Here is an 18903-nt window from a genome sequence, read left to right on the forward strand (position 1 = left end):
GAATCCGTTGTGAAAGTCGTGTTTCACGACTGATTCACTTGCCGCATAGCCCCTTCACTGTCACAATCGGGTGATGAGCAGCAATGGACGCGGCAGTGCGGGTCGGCCCGCGCAACTGGACGATGTGTCCAAGAAGATCATCGAGCAGCTGCAGGTGGACGGCCGGCGGTCCTACGCCGAGATCGGCAAGGCTGTCGGTCTGAGCGAGGCCGCGGTGCGCCAACGTGTGCAGAAACTCACCGAGGCCGGGGTCATGCAGGTCGTCGCGGTGACCGACCCCATGCAGCTGGGCTTCTACCGGCAGGCCATGATCGGCATCCGCGCCACCGGAGACACCCGGGTCCTGGCCGATCAGCTCGCCGCGATCGCCGCCGTCGACTACGTCGTGCTCACCGCAGGTTCCTTCGACATCCTGGCCGAGGTCGTCTGCGAGAACGACGACGAACTGATCGCCCTGCTCAATTCACAGATCCGCGCGCTTGAGGGGGTCGCCTCGACCGAGACCTTCGTCTACCTCAAGCTTCACAAACAGTTGTACAACTGGGGAACACGGTAACCGCGATGACCATCACAGAGCCCACCATCGGCCCGCGCGTCTACACCGACGCCGAGAACGCCGACCTGCAGCAGAAGGCGAAGGACCACCTCTGGATGCACTTCGCCCGCCAGTCGGTGCTGGAATCCGGTGCCGGTGTTCCCGTCATCACCAAGGGGCTCGGCCACCACATTTGGGACTCCACCGGCAAGCGCTACATCGACGGCCTGAGCGGGTTGTTCGTGGTGAACGCCGGTCACGGCCGCAAACGCCTCGCCCAGGCGGCCGCAACGCAGGCCGAGGAACTCGCGTTTTTCCCGCTCTGGTCCTACGCGCACCCGAGCGCCATCGAGCTCGCCGACAGGCTGGCCGAGCATGCCCCGGGCGACCTCAACCGGGTGTTCTTCTCCACCGGCGGTGGCGAGGCCGTCGAAACCGCGTTCAAGCTGGCCAAGTACTACTGGAAGTTGCAGGGCCGGCCCACCAAGCACAAGGTGATCTCCCGTTCGGTCGCCTATCACGGCACCACCCAGGGTGCCCTGGCGATCACGGGTATCCCGGCGCTCAAGGAGATGTTCGAGCCGGTCACCCCCGGCGGGTTCAGGGTGCCGAACACCAACTTCTACCGAGCCGATGAGATGGGTTCGGGGCACGGCGACGACGTGGAAGCGTTCGGCCTGTGGGCGGCGAACCGTATCGAAGAGATGATCCAGTTCGAGGGGCCGGAGACCGTGGCCGCGGTGTTCCTGGAGCCCGTGCAGAACTCCGGCGGCTGTTTCCCACCGCCGCCGGGCTACTTCAAGCGGGTGCGCGAGATCTGCGACACCTACGACGTGCTGCTGGTGGCCGATGAGGTCATCACGGCGTTCGGCCGGATCGGCAACATGTTCGCCTCGACGACCTTCGGCATCGAACCGGACATGATCACCTGCGCCAAGGGCATGACCAGCGGGTACTCTCCGATCGGCGCGACGATCATCAGCGACCGCATCTACGAACCGTTCAAGCACGGCGACACGGCGTTCTATCACGGCTACACCTTCGGCGGCCATCCGGTGTCCGCAGCGGTGGCGCTGGCCAACCTCGACATTTTCGAGGAGGAGAAGCTCAACGAGAACGTGCGGGAGAATTCGCCGGTGTTCAGGGCGGAGCTGGAGAAGCTGCTCGAACTGCCGATCGTGGGTGATGTGCGCGGCGAGGGGTACTTCTTCGGCATCGAGCTGGTCAAGGACAAGGCCACCAAGGAGACCTTCAACGACGCGGAGTCCGAGCGGTTGCTGCGCGGATACCTGTCCGGTGCGCTGTTCGAGGCGGGGCTGTACTGCCGGGCGGATGACCGGGGCGACCCGGTCGTGCAGCTCGCACCGCCGCTGACCATCGGCCCGGCCGAGATCCGCGAGATCGGCGACATTCTGCACGGCGTGCTGTCGGAGGCGCCGAAGCACCTCTAGCCGGTCGCTCGGCCCGGTGCTAGCGTGAAATGGTGACTCCGCAGGAACTTGAGATTCTCGCCTGCCTGCGCCGGGCCCGGGACCTGATCGATCGGGAGTACGCGAACCCGCTCGACGTCCCCACCATGGCGCGCCGGGCGCTGATGTCGCCCGCGCACTTTTCCCGCCGGTTCCGGGCGGCGTACGGCGAGACGCCGTACAGCTACCTGATGACCCGCCGGATCGAGCGGGCGATGGCGTTGCTCCGCGGTGGCGCGAGCGTCACGGATGCCTGCATGAGGGTCGGCTGTACGTCGCTGGGCTCGTTCAGCACCCGGTTCGCCGAGATCGTCGGCGAGGCTCCGAGCGCCTATCGGGCGCGCACGCACGCGTCCGTGACGGCCATGCCGGCCTGTGTCGCCCAGACTCACACCCGCCCGGTTCGGCGCCCGCCGGGCACTGCCCGCGAATCGAGCAGGATCCAAGAAGCGCACGGGACGGTAGCGGCCTAGATTCGTCGCATGACAACGACAATCTCACTCCAGTACTGCAACATCACCGTCAACGATGTCGACGAGGCGATCGCGTTCTATCGGGACGCGCTCGGGCTCGAGGTGCGCAGCGACGTGCCGTCCGGAAAATTCCGCTGGGTCACGCTCGGCAGCGATGCCCAGCCCGGTCTCGAGATCGTGCTGTCGGAGCCGCACGCCGGCCGGTCGCCGGCCGACGGCGATGCGCTCCAGGAGCTGCTCACCAAGGGGGTCCTGCCGATGCTCGTGTTCCGCTCGGACGACGTCGACGCGACGTTCGAGACCGTGCGTGCGTCCGGCGCCGAGGTGCTCCAGGAGCCCACCGACCAGCCCTGGGGCCCACGCGATTGCGCCTTCCGGGATCCGTCCGGAAACATCGTGCGCATCGCGCAGGCCCCGGCTGCCTAGCCCTCGAGGAGACTCGGCCAGAATGGTGACCATGATCTGGCCGCCACTTCGAGCACACCCGAGACGTTGCCCCATGACGAGTCTGGAGTGGCGCACTTTGTGGCAGATTTCACAAAGCAAGCCGATTTTCACTCTGATCGAGGGCGCTCCCGTCATCTGGTTTTACAGCCAGTGGGACGGGATCCCCGGAAACAACAGCGCTGCGGGAGCTCTTCTCAACGGGGGAATGGTGAGGTTGTCCTCGTTCGAGCCCGGCCAAGCAAGCTCACATTCACGCTTTCCCGGCGCTCGACCAGTGATTCTCACGGCCCGAGGACGGCGCGCTCTGAACTCCTCCGTCGCAGCAGAGCACCGGCCGCCTCCTCAACTCGCGCCACTGAGCACCCGTTCCTTGTTCGATCGCCAAAGCCCCGCCTGGCTCGAGCACCACATCGCGGGAGATTGGTTTCACGCGGAAAGTTATTGCCGCCAATTGTGGCTTCTCGATCTGGACGGTCCGGCAGTGCGGAGACGAGACACGGCGTGGAACGATCAGGGGGTCTCGCGAGACCTGCAGAACGAGAGCTACCGGGTACCGAGCTCGCGCCAAGCGCTCGTCTATGTTCCCGACTTCGTCGATCGCGGATACGCGCAGCAGAGAGAGGACGGGGCTGTCATCACTCAGGCGGGCCGGGATGTGCTCGCGACACGTCCTGACCTGACCGTGGTGTTCGAGGCGGAACGGCGTGTCCGCCAGGCGCATCTCCTCCGCTCAGGCACGGCCGAGGAGCAGACGCTACACAACGTCGGGTCCAATGAAGGCCTCTACGTCTGCGTGTGCGGCTGGTTCCTGATCTATAAGAACCCCTTGTCGCGAAAATGGGCTGACGAGTTCCCCGCAGCCGAGCACTTGAGCCGTCTCACCGACACTGAAGTTCTCACAATCGTGAGAGACCGAGAACGCCTATAGAGCTCTCTCGTCGGGCACCTCGAAGGCCCACTCCGGCAGGTGGCCGCTGCCGATCAGCTGCAACAGCAGCCGTGCCATGCCGTACTCGCCGTCGATGTCCAGGGCCGTGTCGATGTAGATTCCCGCGGCCGACCCGTGGCCCAGCGTCCAGCTCAGCCAGGCCAGCATGCACAGCGGCGCCGGCCTGGCCGACCGGGGTGCCATCGCCACGAGCAGCTTGAGCAGCCGGATGCCCCGGCTGACCCGTTCCGGGTCCGGCCGGTCCCGACTGAGGCCGAGCATCAGGTCCCCGGTCGTCGGCGAGTCTTCCTGCAGGGCCCGGCCGGCCGCCATGTCGGCCTCGACGACGTCGTCCATGCTCAGGCCCGTCTCCCGCTGCCGTCTGGCGTAGTGCCGGTTCAGCGCCAGGCTGCGGTGGCCCTCGGCCTCGCCGAAGGCGAACTGCAGCATCATCTGGTCGCGGGTGGCCGGACCCTGAATCAGGAAGAGCAGCGCGGCTGCCTCGTCGATGCTGAGCTCGGCGGGGTTCACGCCCAGCGCGGATTCCGCGGTGCCGACAGGGTCGAGCATGTCGCCGACCATCTCGATCAGCTCAGGGACCGGCCCCAGGTCGGGGCCGAGCCGTTGGTAGCGGGCCAGGCGCCTGGCGCAGCGTTCCCGGGTGGCGAGGTCCACCCTGGGCAACTCGGCGCCGGTGTGCAACCGGCCCAGTTCACGGCGGGCGTCGCCTGGGATTCCCTCGCTGACGCTGGAGTCCTCGATTTCGCGGAGCGGATGCCGCAGCGGTTGCTGGCGTGGCCGGCCACGGTCAGGTGCGGCGTCCAGGTAGGAGGCCCAGCCATCCGCGGCCACGCACAGGGCGTCGCGCACCAGGAAGCCGGCCTGGCCGGCGCGGGTGAGGATCGCCCGCAGGAACGCGCCCTGCGGCAGGTCGGCCACGTCGGTCGCCGGGGCGTCGCCGATCGACTCGTCGGTGTAGCTCACCGGTACGAGGGCGTCAACGCCGGGAATCTTGCACAGGGTGCCGAGCAGGGCGCCGGCGATGCGTCGGAGTTCCTGCGGACCGGCGTCGGGGCTGGGGAGGTTGAACCGCAGCGCACCGCAGGTGCGGTTGCCGCGGAACGCGACGAGCACCAGGCTTTGGGCGGGGTGGAAGCCCACAAGTTGGGGCACGAGGGCGAGGAAATCCTGGGGAGTCGGGGTCTTCACGATTGTCTTCTGCATGCATCGACGGTGCGCCGGATCCGGCCAGGGCGACCGGACGCCGGCTGACCTGTGCAGAAACTGCCGGGCCGGTGGCCTGTGCACTACTCGGTCGGCGGGGTGGGGCCGGGTGCGGCTGATAATCTCAAAACAAATGAATCAGATCAATACGACGTATCCGGAGGCCCCCGCGGTCTCCGCGACAGCACCCGCCGCACCCGTGTCCGCAGCCCCCGCAGCCCCGTCCCACGGCCCCCTCGCCGATCCCGGCGCCCTCGGCCTGGGCGCGTTCGCGCTCACGACCTTCGTGCTCAGCATGTCCAACACCGGAATCGTTCCCTCCAGCGTCGCCGTCCTCGGCCTCGCGCTGTTCTACGGCGGCATCGCCCAGGTCATTGCCGGCATCTGGGAGCTGCGCAACGGAAACACCTTCGGCGCCACGGCGTTCACCTCGTTCGGTGCGTTCTGGCTGGCGTTCTGGTACCTGGAGAGCACCGGCGGCAACGTCGAGGCCGGCGCCGCCGGCATGGGCACCTTCCTGCTGGCCTGGGCGATCTTCACGCTCTACATGACCGTGGCCGCCAAGAAGACCAACGGCTCGATCTTCATCGTCTTCGTCGCCCTCTCGATCACCTTCGTGCTGCTGGCCATCGGCGCGTACACCGGGATCACCGCGATCCACCAGCTCGGCGGCTGGTTCGGCATCCTCACCGCACTGCTGGCCTGGTACGGCTCGTTCGCCGTGGTCTACAACTCCACCGCCGGCCGCGCCGTCCTCCCCGTCTGGCCCGCCAAGTAACCCACTCCCTCCCCCTCGCGAACTGTGAGAAAAGCCCCAGAAACTCGACGTTTCTGGGGCTTTTCTCACAGTTCGCGGGGCCGGGGCTACTCGATGGCTGCTGCGAATTGGGAGTCGTAGAGGGACCTGTATGCGCCGTCGGCTTCGAGCAGCTCGGCGTGGCTGCCCTGCTCCACGATCTGGCCCGCCTCCATCACCAGGATCAGGTCGGCGTCGCGGATGGTCGACAGTCGGTGCGCGATCACGAAGCTGGTGCGATCGGCGCGGAGTGCCTTCATGGCGTGCTGCACGAGCACCTCGGTGCGGGTGTCGACGGAGCTGGTGGCCTCGTCGAGGATCAGCACGCTGGGCCGGGCCAGGAACGCCCGCGCGATGGTGAGCAGCTGCTTCTCCCCGGCGCTGACGTTGCCGCCCTCGTCATCGAGCACGGTGTCGTAGCCGTCCGGCAGCGAGTGCACGAACCTGTCCACGTAGGTGGCCGTCGCGGCCTCGAGGATCTGCTCCTCGGTGGCGTCCGGCCGGCCGTAGGCGATGTTGTCGCGGATGCTGCCGCCGAACAGCCAGGTGTCCTGCAGCACCATGCCCATCCGGCCGCGCAGGTCGTTGCGGGTCATCCCGGCGATATCCACACCGTCCAGGGTGATCCGGCCCCCGTCGAGCTCGTAGAAGCGCATCATCAGGTTCACCAGGGTGGTCTTGCCGGCGCCGGTCGGGCCCACGATCGCCACGGTCTGGCCGGGTTCGGCCACCAGGTTCAGGCCCTGGATGAGCGGCTTGTCGGCGCTGTAGCTGAACGACACGTCCTCGAACACCAGTCGCCCGCGGGTCTCCGCGGGCGTCTCGGCCGGGTCGGCGTCCGGGGTCTGCTCGTCGGCATCCAGCAGCTCGAAGACCCGCTCGGCGCTGGCGACGCCGGACTGCAGCAGGTTGGCCATCGAGCCCAGCTGCGCCAGCGGCTGGGTGAACTGCCGGGAGTACTGGATGAACGCCTGCACGTCACCGAGCTGCATGGCCCCCGACGCCACCTGTAGGCCACCGACGACGGCGATGGCCACGTAGACCAGGTTGCCGATGAAGGTCATGGCGGGCATGATCATGCCGCTGACGAACTGGGCGCCGAAGCTGGCCTCGTAGAGTTCGTCGTTCTTCGCGGCGAAGCGCTGCTCCACCTCCTTCTGCCGGCCGAAGACCTTGACCAGGGCGTGCCCGGAGAAGGTCTCCTCGATCTGGCCGTTGAGCTCCCCGGTGTGGGCCCACTGCGCCACGAAGAGCCTCTGCGACCGCTTGGCGATCAGCACCGTGGTGACCAGGGTCAGCGGCACGGTGACCAGCGCAATCACGGCGAGCAGCGGCGAGAGAAGCAGCATCATCACGATCACGCCGATGACGGTGAGCAGTGACGTGACTACCTGGCTGAGCGACTGTTGCAGGCTCTGCGAGATGTTGTCGACGTCGTTGGTCACCCGGCTGAGCAGCTCACCGCGCTTGACGGTGTCGAAGTAGCCCAACGGCAGCCGGTTGATCTTGGCCTCGATTTCCTCGCGCAGCCTGAACACCGTGCGCTGCACGACGGCGTTGAGCACCAGCGCCTGCAGCCAGCTGAACACCGACGCGAGGATGTAGAGCGCCAGCACCCAGAACAACACGGCAGACAGGGCCGCGAAGTCGATGCCGAGGCCGGGGGTGAGGGTCATGGCGCTGAGCATGTCGGCCTGCGCGGTGTCGCCGGATGCGCGCAGTCCGGCGATCACCTCGGCCTGAGTGGCCCCGGCCGGCAGGGCCTTGCTCACGACGCCGGAGAAGATCAGGTTGGTGCCCTCGCCGAGCAGTCGGGGGCCGATCACCGAGAATGTGACGCTGATCACGGCGAGCGCCAGCACCAGCACCAGCCACACCCGCTCGGGGCGGAGCGTGCCGATCAGGCGTTTGGCGCTCGGCCCGAAGTTCATCGCCTTCTCGGCCGGCATGTTCATGCCGCCGAACGGGCCGCCGCCCCGCGGTGGGCGTGCCGGTACCTTGTCGTCGGCGGTTTCGGTGTCGCTCATGAGGTGGCCTCCGCTGCCAGCTGGGATGCCGCAATTTCCTGGTAGGTCGACGAGGTCGCGAGCAGCTGTTCGTGGGTGCCGCTCGCGACGATGCGGCCGTCTTCGACGACGAGGATCTGGTCGGCGTCGAGGATCGTGGACACCCGCTGGGCCACGATGATCATGGTGGCGTCGGCGACGTCCGCGGCCAGGGCCGCCCGCAGCCGGGCATCCGTGGCGAGGTCGAGCGCCGAGAATGAGTCATCGAAGATATATAGCTCCGGCCGTTTCACCAGCGCCCGGGCGATTGCGAGGCGTTGCCGCTGCCCGCCGGAAACGTTGGTGCCGCCCTGGGCGATGGCGGCGTCGAGGCCACCGTCGAGCCGTTCGACGAAGTCGCGGGCCTGCGCGGTCTCCAGCGCCTGCCAGATCTCGGCCTCGGTGGCATCCGGCTTGCCGTAGAGCAGGTTGCTGCGCACGGTGCCGGAGAACAGGTAGGGCTTCTGCGGAACAAGGCCGATGTGGCCCCAGAGCAGGTCGGGGTTCAGCTCGCGCACGTCGACACCGCCGAACAGCACGGTGCCGCTGGTGGCATCGAACAGGCGCGGCAGCAGGTTGACCAGGGTGGTCTTGCCCGAACCTGTGCTGCCGATGATGGCGGTGGTGAACCCGGGTCTGGCCACGAAGCTGATGTCGCTGAGCACGGGCTGTTCGGCGCCGGGGTAGGCGAAGCTCACGCCCCGAAGCTCCAGCTCGCCGTGCCCGTGCGTCTGGTTCACGGGGTTCTTTGGCGGACGCACGCTGGAGGCGGTGTCGAGCACCTCGCCGATCCGGTCGGCCGACACTGTGGCGCGGGGAATCATCACGGCCATGAAGGTCGCCATCATCACGGCCATCAGGATCTGCATCAGGTAGCTGAGGAACGCGATCAGGGTGCCCACCTGCATCGATCCGTCTTCGATGCGGAACGCGCCGAACCAAATCACGGCGACGCTGGAGACGTTGAGCACCAGCATCACCACGGGGAACATCAGCGCCATCAGCCGGCCGGCCTGCAGGGCGGTGTGGGTGACGTCGGTGTTGGCCTGGCCGAAGCGGCGGGTCTCCACGTCTTCGCGCACGAATGCGCGAATGACCCGGATGCCGGTGAGCTGTTCGCGCAGCACCCGGTTGACGGTGTCGATGCGCACCTGCATCACCCTGAACAGCGGCACCATGCGCACGATGATCAGCCCGACGGCCACGAGCAGCACGGGCACGCTGACGGCGATCAGCCAGGACAGTTCGAGGTCCTGGCGCATCGCCATGATCACCCCGCCGATGCAGAGGATGGGCGCTGAGACCAGCAGGGTGCAGGTGGTGAGCACGAGCATCTGCACCTGTTGCACGTCGTTGGTGGAGCGGGTGATCAGCGAGGGGGCGCCGAATCGGCTGACCTCCTGCTCGGAGAATTCGCCGACCCTGGTGAAGACCGCCCCGCGCAGGTCACGGCCGAGGGCCATGGCCGCCTTGGCGCCGAAGTAGACGGCGATGATGGCGCAGATGATCTGGCCGAGGGTGATCATCAGCATGATCCCGCCGACGCGGAGGATGTAGCCGGTGTCGCCGGTGGCCACGCCCTCGTCGATGATGTCGGCGTTCAACGATGGCAGGTAGAGCGACGCGATCGACTGCGCCAGCTGGAAGACGACGACGGCCACCAGCAGGCGCCAGTGCGGCCGGAGGTAGCGAACGAGCAGTGTCCAGAGCATCAGGCGAAGAGGGCGGAGATGTAGGCGACGTCTTCAGCCGTGGGCCGCCAGGTGGTGGCGGCCTCGGCGTTCTGCACGATCTGCTCCGGCTTGGTGGCGCCGGCGATCACGCTGGTGAGACCGGGCTGGGCCAGGAGCCAGGCCAGGGTCGCGGCCAGCATGCTCACGCCGCGGTCGTCGCAGAACTGCTGGTAACGCTCGATGGTGTCCCAGGGGGCGTCGTCGAGCAGGTGCCGGCGGATGGTCATGATGCGGCTGTCCGCCGGGCCGCCCTCACGACTGAACTTGCCGGTGAACAGCCCGTTGTAGAGCGGAAAGAACGGCAGGAAGCCCAGGCCGTAGGCGTTCACGGCGGGCAGGACCTCGTCTTCGGCGTCGCGCACGAGCAGGCTGTACTCGTTCTGTGCCGAGATGAAGGCCGGGTGATGGTTGATCCTGGCGGTGAATTCGGCTTCGGCGATCTGCCAGCCGGCCAGGTTGGAGTGGCCGATGTAGCGGATCTTGCCCTCACGGATGAGGTCGTCCAGGGTCTCGAGGGTCTCCTCGATGGGGGTGTTGGCGTCGGGCCGGTGCAGTTGGTACAGGTCGATCCAGTCGGTCTGCAGCCGGGTGAGCGACGCTTCGACGGCCAGACGGATGTAGCGGCGGGAGCCGCGGGCGTCCCAGTCGGGGCCGTTCGCGCCGGCCATGTCCATGCCGAATTTGGTGGCGAGCACGATCTGGTCGCGCTTGCCGCGCAGGGCGTTGCCCATCAGGGTTTCGCTGAGTCCGCGTTCCGCGCCGTAAATGTCCGCGGTGTCGAACAGGGTCACACCGGTGTCGATGGCCGCATCGATCACCAGGGAGGTACCCGCCTGGGTCTCGGTGCTGGTGCCGTTACGGCCGAAGTTATTGCAGCCCAGACCGATCGTCGAGACGACGAGGCCGGAGTTGCCGAGAGTGCGATAGTCGATCTGAGCCATTGCTACAGACTATTCCTGTGCGGCGATGATGTGACCACCTACGGCCCCTCCTCCACAGGCCCCTGACCGGCCGGATATTCCCCTGTCCGAAAACCGCCGGAACCGTTCGGGACCGCCGACTACAGTCACACTATGACCAGCGCAGCCCCCACTCCCCCGAACCTGATCCGCGTGCAGAGCCCCCTCGGCGACCTCGAGCTCACGGGCGATGACACCGAGGTCTGGTCCCTGGCCATCGTCAGGGACGGCCACCTCCCCCTGGAAGGCCTGCCGGAGGCTCCCAACGCGCTGCTTGGACGCGCCGCCGCTGAACTCGGCGAGTACTTCGCCGGCGCGAGGGTCACCTTCGACGTGCCGGTGCGGTTGAACCGCGGCACCGAGTTCCAGCAGAGCGTCTGGCGGGGTCTGGCCGCCATCCCCTTCGGCGATCATCTTTCCTACGGTGAGCTGGGCCGTTCGATCGGCAGGAGCGGCGCCGGCCGGGCGATCGGCGGCGCCGTCGGCGCGAACCCGGCGCCGATCCTGGTGGGCTGCCATCGGGTGCTCGCCTCTAACGGGCGCATCACCGGTTTCAGCGCCGGCGAGGGCATCCCCACCAAACAGTGGCTGCTGCGGCACGAGGGCATCGAGTACGTCGGATGACAACCGAGGAAACCGTGATTCCGCGGCCATCCGTCGTCGTCGGTGACGACGGAGTCGCCCGGTGCGGCTGGGCCGCGAACGACGCCGAGTACCGGCGCTACCACGACGAGGAGTGGGGCCGGCCGCTGCGCGATGAGCAGCGCCTGTTCGAGAAGCTGTGCCTGGAGGGATTCCAGGCGGGGCTGTCCTGGATCACGATCCTCCGGCGCCGGCCGGCGTTCCGGGCCGCGTTCGCCGGTTTCGACGTCGATGCCGTCGCCGCGTTCACCGAGGCGGATGTGGAGCGGCTGCTCACCGATGAGCGCATCATCCGGCACCGGGGCAAGATCACCGCCACCATCGACAACGCCCGAACCACCCTGGCCCTGGGCGAGAGCCTGACCGAGCTGATCTGGAGCTTCGCACCGGCACCGCGGAGCACGCCGCTCACTGATCTGGCCGAGGTGCCGGCGATCACGCCGGAGTCCACCGCGCTCAGCACGACACTCAGAGCCCGCGGCTACAGGTTCGTGGGCCCGACCACCATGTACGCGCTGATGCAGTCGAGCGGGCTCGTGAACGACCACGTTCTCGGCTGCCACCTGGCGCCGGCGCCGGCCTAGGCGGATTCTCGCGGGCCGAGCAGCCCCAGTGCACTGACGGCGGCGCGCTCCGCCTGCAGTTCGGCCACCGAGGTGTTGATCCGGGCGCGGGAGAAGTCGTCAACAGCCAGCCCCGGCTCGATCGCCCAACGGCCGCCCAGGGAGCGCACGGGGTAGGACGACACCAGGCCGGCCGGCACGCCGTATGACCCGTCGGAGAACACTCCGGCGCTGGTCCAGTCGTGACCGGTGCCGTTCACCCAGTCGTAGACATGGTCGACCGTGGCGCTGGCGGCAGACCCCATCGAGGACGCTCCGCGCACGGCGATGATCTCGGCGCCGCGGTTGGCCACCCGCGGGATGAACTCGTTCACCAGCCAGGCCTCGTCGACGAGCTCCCGCACCGGGCGTCCGTCGATGGTGGCGTGGGACACGTCGGGGTACTGCAGAGCCGAGTGGTTGCCCCAGATAGCCACGCCCCTCACCGAGGTGACCGGCACCGACAGGTGCGCCGCGAGCTGGGCGACCGCGCGGTTGTGGTCGAGCCTGGTCAGGGCGGTGAAACGGTCGGCGGGTACATCCGGCGCGTGGCTGGCCGTGACCAGGGCATTGGTGTTGGCCGGGTTGCCCACCACGACCACCCTGATGTCGTCGGCGGCGCCGGCGTTGATGGCGGCGCCCTGCGGGCCGAAGATGCGGGCGTTGCCCTCGAGCAGGTCCGCACGCTGCTGGCCGGGTCCGCGGGGCCGCGAGCCCACGAGGATGGCCACGTTGGCGCCGTCGAAGGCCTGCACCGGGTCATCCGTTACGAGCACCTCGCGCAGCAGCGGGAAGGCGCTGTCCTGCAGTTCGAAGGCGCTGCCCTCCGCGGCCCGGAGACCGCTGGGGATCTCGAGCAGGCGGAGCGCGACGGGAACGTCAGGTCCGAGCAATTGGCCCGAGGCGATGCGGAACATCAGCGCATAGCCGATGTTGCCTCCGGCGCCGGTGACGGTGACGTTTACTCGTTGTCTCTGCACGAATTCATACTAGAGGTGACCGGCGACGACGAGTTCGAGTTCGCCGGCAGCGCCGGGCCGCAGGGCGAATCCGGCCGTCGGCGCCCAGGCGAGGAGCGCGTCGACGGTGTCGAAGGCCTGGCCGTGCTGCAGCAGCGCCCTGGTGAAGTCGCCCTTGGCCTTTTTGTTGAAGTGGTTGAGGGCGCGGGTGCGACCGTCGGCGCTCTCGGTCACCACCCGCAGGTAGAACCGCCGCGGATGCCCCGCCGCAGGTCCCAGCGACACGTACCCTTCCGAGCGCAGGTCGAGCAGCAGCCCGCCCGAACCATCGGACGCGGTGGCCTCGAGCGCCGCGGACACGTCGGCAGCCCAGTGCTTCTTGAGGGGCAGGCCCGGCAGCCGGGAGTCGTGCGAGAGCCTGTAGGCGGGCACGAGGTCGAGCCCCCCGACGGGTCCGAGTAGCGCGGAGTGCACCAGCAGGTGCCGGCCTGCGAAGTCGCGAGCCGCCGGCGACAGGGTGTCGGCGGCCAACGCGTCATAGAGCACCCCGGTGTACCTGTCGATGACCGGGGTAGTCGGGGAGGACAGCAGGGCGGCGTTGCGGTCGATCTCGGCGAGTTGGGTGCGGCCGAGCTTGAGGGCGCGCACGGTGGCGTCCTGGTCGGCGGCCAGCGCGGCCAGGGCGGTAGTGAGCACGTGGCGGCGACCGGTCAGCGCAGGGAAGGCCAGGGAGTCAATCGCCAGGGGCATGCAAACGCCGCCGGAGCGTTTCGTCTCCGACGGCGGTAGCAATACAAACACGAGGATCCTAAATCAGGCGGCGCCTAAACGAGTGCGGCCCGGCGGGCGACAATGGAGATGATGTCGTTGTCCACGGACAGGAACCCGTCGTCAGCCTCGGCGACGACCTTGGTTCCGTCCAGCAGCGTGATGCGAACCTCGCCGCTGGACAGGATGGCCAGCAACGGCTCGTGGCCGACAAGAATACCGATCTCGCCTTCCACCGTGCGCGCGACAACCATCGACGCCTCGCCGGACCAGACCTGCTGGTCCGCCGAGACGAGAGTCACGGTGAGCGAAGCCGAAGCCATGCTTAGCCGTTCTCCTTCTGGATCTGAGCCCACTTCTCTTCGACGTCGTTGATGCCACCGACGTTGAAGAATGCCTGCTCCGACACGTGGTCGAAGTCACCGTTGGCGATGGCCGTGAACGACTCGATGGTGTCCTTGAGCGACACCGTCGAACCCTCGACGCCCGTGAACTTCTTCGCCATGTAGGTGTTCTGCGACAGGAACTGCTGGATGCGCCGGGCGCGGGCCACGGTCACCTTGTCCTCTTCAGAGAGCTCGTCAACACCGAGAATCGCGATGATCTCCTGGAGTTCCTTGTTCTTCTGCAGGATCGCCTTGACGCGAACGGCCGTGTTGTAGTGGTCGGCGCCCAAGTAGCGGGGGTCGAGGATACGGCTGGACGAGGTGAGCGGGTCGACGGCCGGGTACAGGCCCTTCGACGCGATCTCACGCGACAGCTCTGTGGTGGCGTCGAGGTGCGCGAACGTGGTCGCCGGAGCCGGGTCGGTGTAGTCGTCGGCAGGCACGTAAATGGCCTGCAGCGAGGTGATCGAGTGGCCACGGGTCGACGTGATGCGCTCCTGCAGGATGCCCATCTCGTCGGCCAGGTTCGGCTGGTAGCCCACGGCGGACGGCATGCGACCCAGCAGGGTCGACACCTCGGATCCGGCCTGGGTGAAGCGGAAGATGTTGTCGATGAAGAGCAACACGTCCTGCTTGGCGACGTCACGGAAGTACTCGGCCATGGTCAGCGCGGAGAGCGCGACACGCAGACGCGTTCCCGGCGGCTCGTCCATCTGGCCGAACACGAGGGCGGTCTTGTCGAAGACGCCCGCCTCTTCCATTTCGCCGATAAGGTCGTTGCCCTCACGGGTACGCTCTCCGACGCCGGCGAACACCGACACACCACCGTGGTCCTGCGCAACGCGCTGGATCATTTCCTGGATCAGGACGGTCTTGCCGACACCGGCACCACCGAAGAGGCCGATCTTTCCACCGAGCACGTACGGCGTGAGCAGGTCGATGACCTTGATGCCGGTCTCGAACAGCTGAGTCTTGGACTCCAGCTGGTCGAAGGGCGGCGGCTTGCGGTGAATGGGCCAGCGCTCGGTGATCTCGATCTTCTCACCGGGCTTGGCGTTGAGGACCTCGCCGATGACGTTGAAGACGCGGCCCTTGGTGACGTTGCCGACCGGAACCATGATGGGCGAGCCGGTGTCCCGGACCTCCTGGCCGCGGACGAGGCCGTCGGTCGGGTTCAGGGCGATGGCGCGAACCAGGTCGTCACCGAGGTGCAGGGCGACCTCGAGGGTGATCTCGGTCGACTCGTCGCCGATGACGATGGTCGTCTTGAGCGCGTTGTACATGCCAGGGATCGAGTCGTGCGGGAACTCGATGTCCACGACGGGGCCCGTGACGCGTGCGATGCGGCCCACAGCGCCGGCTGTGCCCTCTTCGAGGACTGGCGCGATTGCGGTGTCAGTCATTGCTCTCTCTTCTCTGGATTAGTTCTTGGCGGATGAGAGCGCGTCGGCTCCACCCACGATCTCGGAAATCTGCTGCGTGATCTCGGTCTGGCGCGCATTGTTCGACAGCCGCGTGAAGTCCTTGATGAGCTTGTCGGCATTGTCGCTGGCCGACTTCATCGCCTTCTGGCGGCTGGCGTGCTCCGAGGCCGCGGACTGCAACATGGCGTTGAAGATGCGGCTTTCGATGTAGACCGGCAGCAGGGCGTCGAGCACGGTCTCGGGGTCCGGTTCGAATTCGTAGAGCGGCAGCGTGGCCGGCACGTCGCCGGCTTCACCCTCGACGACCTCCAGGGGCAGAAGGCGCACAACCTGGGGAACCTGGGTGACCATGCTCACGAAGCGGTTGTAGACGATGTGAATCTCGTCGACGCCACCGTCATCGGCTTCGCGCAGGAAGGCCGACAGAAGCGCGTCGCCGATCTCCTGGGCGGTGTCGAACTCGGGACGGTCGGTTCCGCCGGTCCACGACTGCTCGGACACACGACGGCGGAAGCTGAAGTACGCCAGGGCCTTGCGGCCGACGAGGTAATAGACGACGTCCTTGCCCTGGTTGCGCAGCAGCTCACTGAGCTGTTCAGCCTCACGAAGTACCTGCGAGCTGAACGCGCCCGCGAGTCCACGGTCCGAGGCGAAGATGACGACCGCGGCACGGTTGATGACCTCGGGTTCGGTGGTCAGCACGTGCTCGACGTTCGAGTAGGTGGCGACGGCCGACACCGCCTGCGTGATCGCACGCGAATACGGGGTGGAAGCCGCGACTCGCGCCTGCGCCTTCTGGATGCGCGAAGCGGAGATCAACTCCATGGCCCGAGTGATCTTCTTGGTCGTCTGGGCAGACTTGATCTTCTGCCGGTAGACCCGAAGTTGCGCTCCCATGTGTCTCCTGTGCTTGCTTAGATATCGTGTCGATGAGTGTCAAGTACCCGGTCCGAGCCGCCTGGGGCGGCTCGGACCGGATGCGCGGTTAGCGCTTGTGCTTGACGATCTTTTCCTGGTTGACGTCTTCTGCCTTGGTTGCGACGAACTCTTCGCGGCCGACGGAAGCAAGGGGCTTGCCCTCACCGGTCTGGAATTCGCGCTTGAAGGTGTCAACCGCGGTGGTCAGTTCGGCGACGGTGTCGTCGCTGAGCACGTTGGTGTCGCGGAGCGTCGTGAGGATGCTGGTGGTGCGGCCGAGGAAGTCGAGCAGTTCGCGTTCGAAGCGCAGGATGTCCTCGAGGGGAACCTCGTCCAGCTTGCCGTTCGTGCCGGCCCAGATCGAAACGACCTGGTCTTCGACGGGGTACGGCGAGTACTGCGGCTGCTTGAGCAGCTCGGTGAGACGGGCGCCACGAGCAAGCTGGCGACGGCTGGCCGGGTCGAGGTCAGATGCGAACATCGAGAACGCCTCGAGGGAACGGTACTGGGCCAGTTCGAGCTTGAGGGTACCGGAGACCTTTTTGATCGACTTGACCTGGGCGTCGCCACCAACACGCGAAACCGAGATTCCCACGTCGACCGCGGGGCGCTGGTTGGCGTTGAAGAGGTCGGACTGCAGGAAGATCTGACCGTCGGTGATCGAGATCACGTTGGTCGGGATGTAGGCGGCAACGTCGTTGGCCTTGGTCTCGATGATCGGCAGGCCGGTCATCGATCCGGCACCGAGCTCGTCGGAGAGCTTGGCACAACGCTCGAGCAGACGGGAGTGCAGGTAGAACACGTCGCCGGGGTACGCTTCGCGTCCCGGCGGGCGACGCAGCAGCAGCGACACCGCACGGTAGGCCTCGGCCTGCTTGGACAGGTCGTCGAAGATGATGAGAACGTGCTTGCCGGCGTACATCCAGTGCTGGCCGATGGCCGAGCCGGTGTACGGCGCGAGGTACTTGAAGCCGGCCGGGTCGGACGCGGGAGCCGCGACGATGGTCGTGTACTCCATCGCTCCGGCATCCTCGAGCGCACCCTTCACCGAAGCGATGGTGGAGCCCTTCTGGCCGATTGCGACGTAGATGCAGCGAACCTGCTTGTTGGAGTCGCCGGACTCCCAGTTCGCCTTCTGGTTGATGATGGTGTCCACCGCGATGGCGGTCTTGCCGGTCTGGCGGTCACCGATGATCAGCTGGCGCTGGCCACGGCCGATCGGGATCATCGCGTCGATGGCCTTGATGCCGGTCTGCATCGGCTCGTGCACGCTCTTGCGGTGCATGACGCCGGGAGCCTGCAGCTCGAGGGCGCGGCGACCGTCCGTGGCGATCTCACCGAGACCGTCGATCGGGGCGCCGAGCGGGTCGACGACACGGCCGAGGTAACCGTCGCCGACGGGAACGGAGAGGACCTCGCCGGTGCGGTACACCTCCATGCCTTCGACGATGCCGGCGAACTCGCCGAGGACGACAACACCGATCTCGTCTTCGTCGAGGTTCAGCGCAAGGCCGAGGGTGCCGTCCGCGAACTTGATGAGCTCGTTGGCCATCACGCCGGGGAGACCCTGCACGTGGGCGATGCCATCGCCCGCGGTGGTGACGTAGCCGACCTCGGTCGTTGCGGCCTTGTTCGGCTCATAGGACTTGACGAAGTCCTGGAGAGCGTCACGGATCTCATCGGGGCTGATCGTTAGTTCTGCCATCATCTTCCCTTTTCTGTACAGCAGTACAGGCTTTGTCTTTTCGACACGTTACCGTCTCGAGATATGTGTGTTCTGGCAACCCGAAGGTTAGCCAGCAAGCTGCAGTCTCAAGTCCTTGAGACGGGTGGAGACGCTGCCGTCAATGACGTCATCGCCGATCTGTACCTTGAGGCCACCGATGACGGATGCGTCGATGACCTGGTTGAGGGCGACGTTGCGTCCGTACCGGGCCGAGAGCGTCGCGGCGAGGCGGTCCAACTGCCCCTGCTGCAGCGCTGCCGCCACGGTGACCGTCGCAAGGATGCTGTCGGCCTGATCGGCGACGATGGTGGCCGCATCCGTGAGAAGCTCGCCGATACGGCGGCCGCGAGGCTGCTGCACCAGGTGGCGAACGATGACGAGGGTCTGGGGCGACACCTTGTCGGCGAGGAGCGCCTGGATGAGTCCGACCTTGGCTGAGGACTTACCCAGCTTGCTGGTCAGGGCCAACTCGAGTTCGGCATCCGAGGACACCGCCGCACCGAACTGGAACAGTTCGGATCGGATCGACACGTTCGGCTCGGCCGAATCCGCCGTCACCCGCAACGCCAGCTCTTCGAGCGCGGCCAGCAGATCCTGGTGGCTCGACCAGCGGCCGACAGCCACGCTCAGCAGCAATTCGAGAGCGGCGGGCGTGACGGTGGCACCGAAGACCGCACGAACGAGCGCGATCTTGTGTGACTCCTCCGCAGACGAATCGCCGAGAGCGGCGAGAAGCTGAGACGACTCACCGATGACCCGGCCGGCGTCGAACAGGTTCTCACCCGTCGCCAGATCAGCCCACTCGGCGTGGGCGGCGAGTGCCGCCCGCGACGTGGCCAAGGCTTCTCTGGTGGCGCTTCCCATGTGTC

19 protein-coding genes are annotated in these 18903 nt (G+C 66.9%); 8 read left to right on the forward strand and 11 right to left on the reverse strand.

Features of this window, described 5'->3' with window-relative positions:
- Positions 1 to 73 precede the first annotated feature (73 nt).
- The 5 genes from C3B61_RS04005 (at position 74) to C3B61_RS19400 (ending at position 3852) form a co-directional block, all read left to right on the forward strand.
- Entirely contained in the window at positions 74 to 556 is a 483-nt protein-coding gene (locus C3B61_RS04005; RefSeq protein ID WP_088455464.1) for an Lrp/AsnC family transcriptional regulator, read from the forward strand.
- 5 nt (positions 557 to 561) lie between these two features.
- On the forward strand, positions 562 to 1986 hold the full coding sequence (locus tag C3B61_RS04010; protein WP_103459625.1) for an aspartate aminotransferase family protein: 1425 nt from the start codon (positions 562 to 564) through the stop codon (positions 1984 to 1986).
- 32 nt (positions 1987 to 2018) lie between these two features.
- The gene (locus tag C3B61_RS04015) at positions 2019 to 2477 is read left to right on the forward strand and encodes a helix-turn-helix transcriptional regulator (RefSeq protein WP_103459662.1); all 459 of its coding nucleotides are present in this window, start codon (positions 2019 to 2021) and stop codon (positions 2475 to 2477) included.
- Between the two features lie 9 nt (positions 2478 to 2486).
- Entirely contained in the window at positions 2487 to 2903 is a 417-nt protein-coding gene (locus C3B61_RS04020) for a VOC family protein (RefSeq protein WP_103459626.1), read from the forward strand.
- Between the two features lie 73 nt (positions 2904 to 2976).
- A complete protein-coding gene (locus tag C3B61_RS19400) occupies positions 2977 to 3852 on the forward strand; it encodes a hypothetical protein (protein WP_133160229.1) in 876 nt (291 codons plus the stop codon).
- Here the strand turns inward: C3B61_RS19400 and C3B61_RS04030 are convergent.
- Positions 3847 to 5076 carry a DUF4192 family protein gene (locus tag C3B61_RS04030; RefSeq protein WP_103459628.1) on the reverse strand — a complete coding sequence of 410 codons (1230 nt, stop codon included), beginning with the start codon at positions 5074 to 5076 and terminating at the stop codon, positions 3847 to 3849. The genes C3B61_RS19400 and C3B61_RS04030 overlap by 6 nt on opposite strands.
- A gap of 133 nt (positions 5077 to 5209) precedes the next feature.
- On the opposite strand from C3B61_RS04030, the gene C3B61_RS04035 reads away from it, so the two are divergent.
- Positions 5210 to 5854 (forward strand): acetate uptake transporter, encoded by a 645-nt coding sequence (locus C3B61_RS04035; protein WP_103459629.1) that lies wholly within the window; start codon positions 5210 to 5212, stop codon positions 5852 to 5854.
- Positions 5855 to 5940: 86 nt separating this feature from the next.
- Here the strand turns inward: C3B61_RS04035 and C3B61_RS04040 are convergent, their stop codons facing one another.
- The 3 genes from C3B61_RS04040 to C3B61_RS04050 are packed head-to-tail and all read right to left on the reverse strand — an operon-like array spanning position 5941 to position 10591.
- On the reverse strand, positions 5941 to 7899 hold the full coding sequence (locus C3B61_RS04040) for an ABC transporter ATP-binding protein (protein ID WP_103459630.1): 1959 nt from the start codon (positions 7897 to 7899) through the stop codon (positions 5941 to 5943).
- Positions 7896 to 9629 carry an ABC transporter ATP-binding protein gene (locus tag C3B61_RS04045; protein ID WP_103459631.1) on the reverse strand — a complete coding sequence of 578 codons (1734 nt, stop codon included), beginning with the start codon at positions 9627 to 9629 and terminating at the stop codon, positions 7896 to 7898. Before C3B61_RS04045 ends, C3B61_RS04040 begins: the two co-directional genes overlap by 4 nt.
- Positions 9629 to 10591, reverse strand: a complete 963-nt coding sequence (locus C3B61_RS04050) for an aldo/keto reductase (RefSeq protein ID WP_088455458.1) — start codon at positions 10589 to 10591, stop codon at positions 9629 to 9631. The genes C3B61_RS04045 and C3B61_RS04050 overlap by 1 nt, the downstream gene beginning before the upstream one ends.
- 132 nt (positions 10592 to 10723) lie before the next feature.
- On the opposite strand from C3B61_RS04050, the gene C3B61_RS04055 reads away from it, so the two are divergent.
- Positions 10724 to 11233 (forward strand): methylated-DNA--[protein]-cysteine S-methyltransferase, encoded by a 510-nt coding sequence (locus C3B61_RS04055; protein WP_088455457.1) that lies wholly within the window; start codon positions 10724 to 10726, stop codon positions 11231 to 11233.
- Positions 11230 to 11835 (forward strand): DNA-3-methyladenine glycosylase I, encoded by a 606-nt coding sequence (locus C3B61_RS04060; RefSeq protein WP_088455456.1) that lies wholly within the window; start codon positions 11230 to 11232, stop codon positions 11833 to 11835. The genes C3B61_RS04055 and C3B61_RS04060 overlap by 4 nt, the downstream gene beginning before the upstream one ends.
- Here the strand turns inward: C3B61_RS04060 and C3B61_RS04065 are convergent.
- From C3B61_RS04065 to C3B61_RS04095, 7 genes are all read right to left on the reverse strand, one after another.
- A complete protein-coding gene (locus tag C3B61_RS04065; protein ID WP_088455455.1) occupies positions 11832 to 12833 on the reverse strand; it encodes a malate dehydrogenase in 1002 nt (333 codons plus the stop codon). The two genes, C3B61_RS04060 and C3B61_RS04065, sit on opposite strands and share 4 nt — an antisense overlap.
- Positions 12834 to 12842: 9 nt before the next feature.
- The gene (locus C3B61_RS04070; protein ID WP_103459632.1) at positions 12843 to 13613 is read right to left on the reverse strand and encodes a YaaA family protein; all 771 of its coding nucleotides are present in this window, start codon (positions 13611 to 13613) and stop codon (positions 12843 to 12845) included.
- A gap of 23 nt (positions 13614 to 13636) precedes the next feature.
- Positions 13637 to 13903 (reverse strand): F0F1 ATP synthase subunit epsilon, encoded by a 267-nt coding sequence (locus tag C3B61_RS04075; RefSeq protein WP_088455453.1) that lies wholly within the window; start codon positions 13901 to 13903, stop codon positions 13637 to 13639.
- A 2-nt stretch (positions 13904 to 13905) separates the two neighbouring features.
- Positions 13906 to 15369: a F0F1 ATP synthase subunit beta gene (atpD, locus tag C3B61_RS04080; protein ID WP_088455452.1), complete on the reverse strand. Its 1464-nt coding sequence runs from the start codon at positions 15367 to 15369 to the stop codon at positions 13906 to 13908.
- A gap of 18 nt (positions 15370 to 15387) precedes the next feature.
- Positions 15388 to 16287, reverse strand: coding sequence for a F0F1 ATP synthase subunit gamma (locus C3B61_RS04085; RefSeq protein ID WP_088455451.1), 900 nt, complete (start codon positions 16285 to 16287; stop codon positions 15388 to 15390).
- An 88-nt stretch (positions 16288 to 16375) separates the two neighbouring features.
- Positions 16376 to 18013, reverse strand: a complete 1638-nt coding sequence (gene atpA, locus C3B61_RS04090) for a F0F1 ATP synthase subunit alpha (RefSeq protein WP_103459663.1) — start codon at positions 18011 to 18013, stop codon at positions 16376 to 16378.
- Between the two features lie 87 nt (positions 18014 to 18100).
- Entirely contained in the window at positions 18101 to 18898 is a 798-nt protein-coding gene (locus tag C3B61_RS04095; protein ID WP_088455450.1) for a F0F1 ATP synthase subunit delta, read from the reverse strand.
- Positions 18899 to 18903 lie beyond the last annotated feature (5 nt).

Source organism: Cryobacterium zongtaii (assembly GCF_002909375.1).
Classification (GTDB): domain Bacteria; phylum Actinomycetota; class Actinomycetes; order Actinomycetales; family Microbacteriaceae; genus Cryobacterium; species Cryobacterium zongtaii.

Coding starts and splice junctions, on each gene's coding strand:
- C3B61_RS04005 (WP_088455464.1), top strand. CDS start 74: ATGAGCAGCAATGGACGCGGCAGTGCGGGTCGGCCCGCGCAACTGGAC.
- C3B61_RS04010 (WP_103459625.1), top strand. CDS start 562: ATGACCATCACAGAGCCCACCATCGGCCCGCGCGTCTACACCGACGCC.
- C3B61_RS04020 (WP_103459626.1), top strand. CDS start 2,487: ATGACAACGACAATCTCACTCCAGTACTGCAACATCACCGTCAACGAT.
- C3B61_RS19400 (WP_133160229.1), top strand. CDS start 2,977: ATGACGAGTCTGGAGTGGCGCACTTTGTGGCAGATTTCACAAAGCAAG.
- C3B61_RS04030 (WP_103459628.1), bottom strand. CDS start 5,076: ATGCAGAAGACAATCGTGAAGACCCCGACTCCCCAGGATTTCCTCGCC.
- C3B61_RS04035 (WP_103459629.1), top strand. CDS start 5,210: ATGAATCAGATCAATACGACGTATCCGGAGGCCCCCGCGGTCTCCGCG.
- C3B61_RS04040 (WP_103459630.1), bottom strand. CDS start 7,899: ATGAGCGACACCGAAACCGCCGACGACAAGGTACCGGCACGCCCACCG.
- C3B61_RS04045 (WP_103459631.1), bottom strand. CDS start 9,629: ATGCTCTGGACACTGCTCGTTCGCTACCTCCGGCCGCACTGGCGCCTG.
- C3B61_RS04050 (WP_088455458.1), bottom strand. CDS start 10,591: ATGGCTCAGATCGACTATCGCACTCTCGGCAACTCCGGCCTCGTCGTC.
- C3B61_RS04055 (WP_088455457.1), top strand. CDS start 10,724: ATGACCAGCGCAGCCCCCACTCCCCCGAACCTGATCCGCGTGCAGAGC.
- C3B61_RS04060 (WP_088455456.1), top strand. CDS start 11,230: ATGACAACCGAGGAAACCGTGATTCCGCGGCCATCCGTCGTCGTCGGT.
- C3B61_RS04075 (WP_088455453.1), bottom strand. CDS start 13,903: ATGGCTTCGGCTTCGCTCACCGTGACTCTCGTCTCGGCGGACCAGCAG.
- atpD (WP_088455452.1), bottom strand. CDS start 15,369: ATGACTGACACCGCAATCGCGCCAGTCCTCGAAGAGGGCACAGCCGGC.
- C3B61_RS04085 (WP_088455451.1), bottom strand. CDS start 16,287: ATGGGAGCGCAACTTCGGGTCTACCGGCAGAAGATCAAGTCTGCCCAG.
- atpA (WP_103459663.1), bottom strand. CDS start 18,013: ATGGCAGAACTAACGATCAGCCCCGATGAGATCCGTGACGCTCTCCAG.
- C3B61_RS04095 (WP_088455450.1), bottom strand. CDS start 18,898: ATGGGAAGCGCCACCAGAGAAGCCTTGGCCACGTCGCGGGCGGCACTC.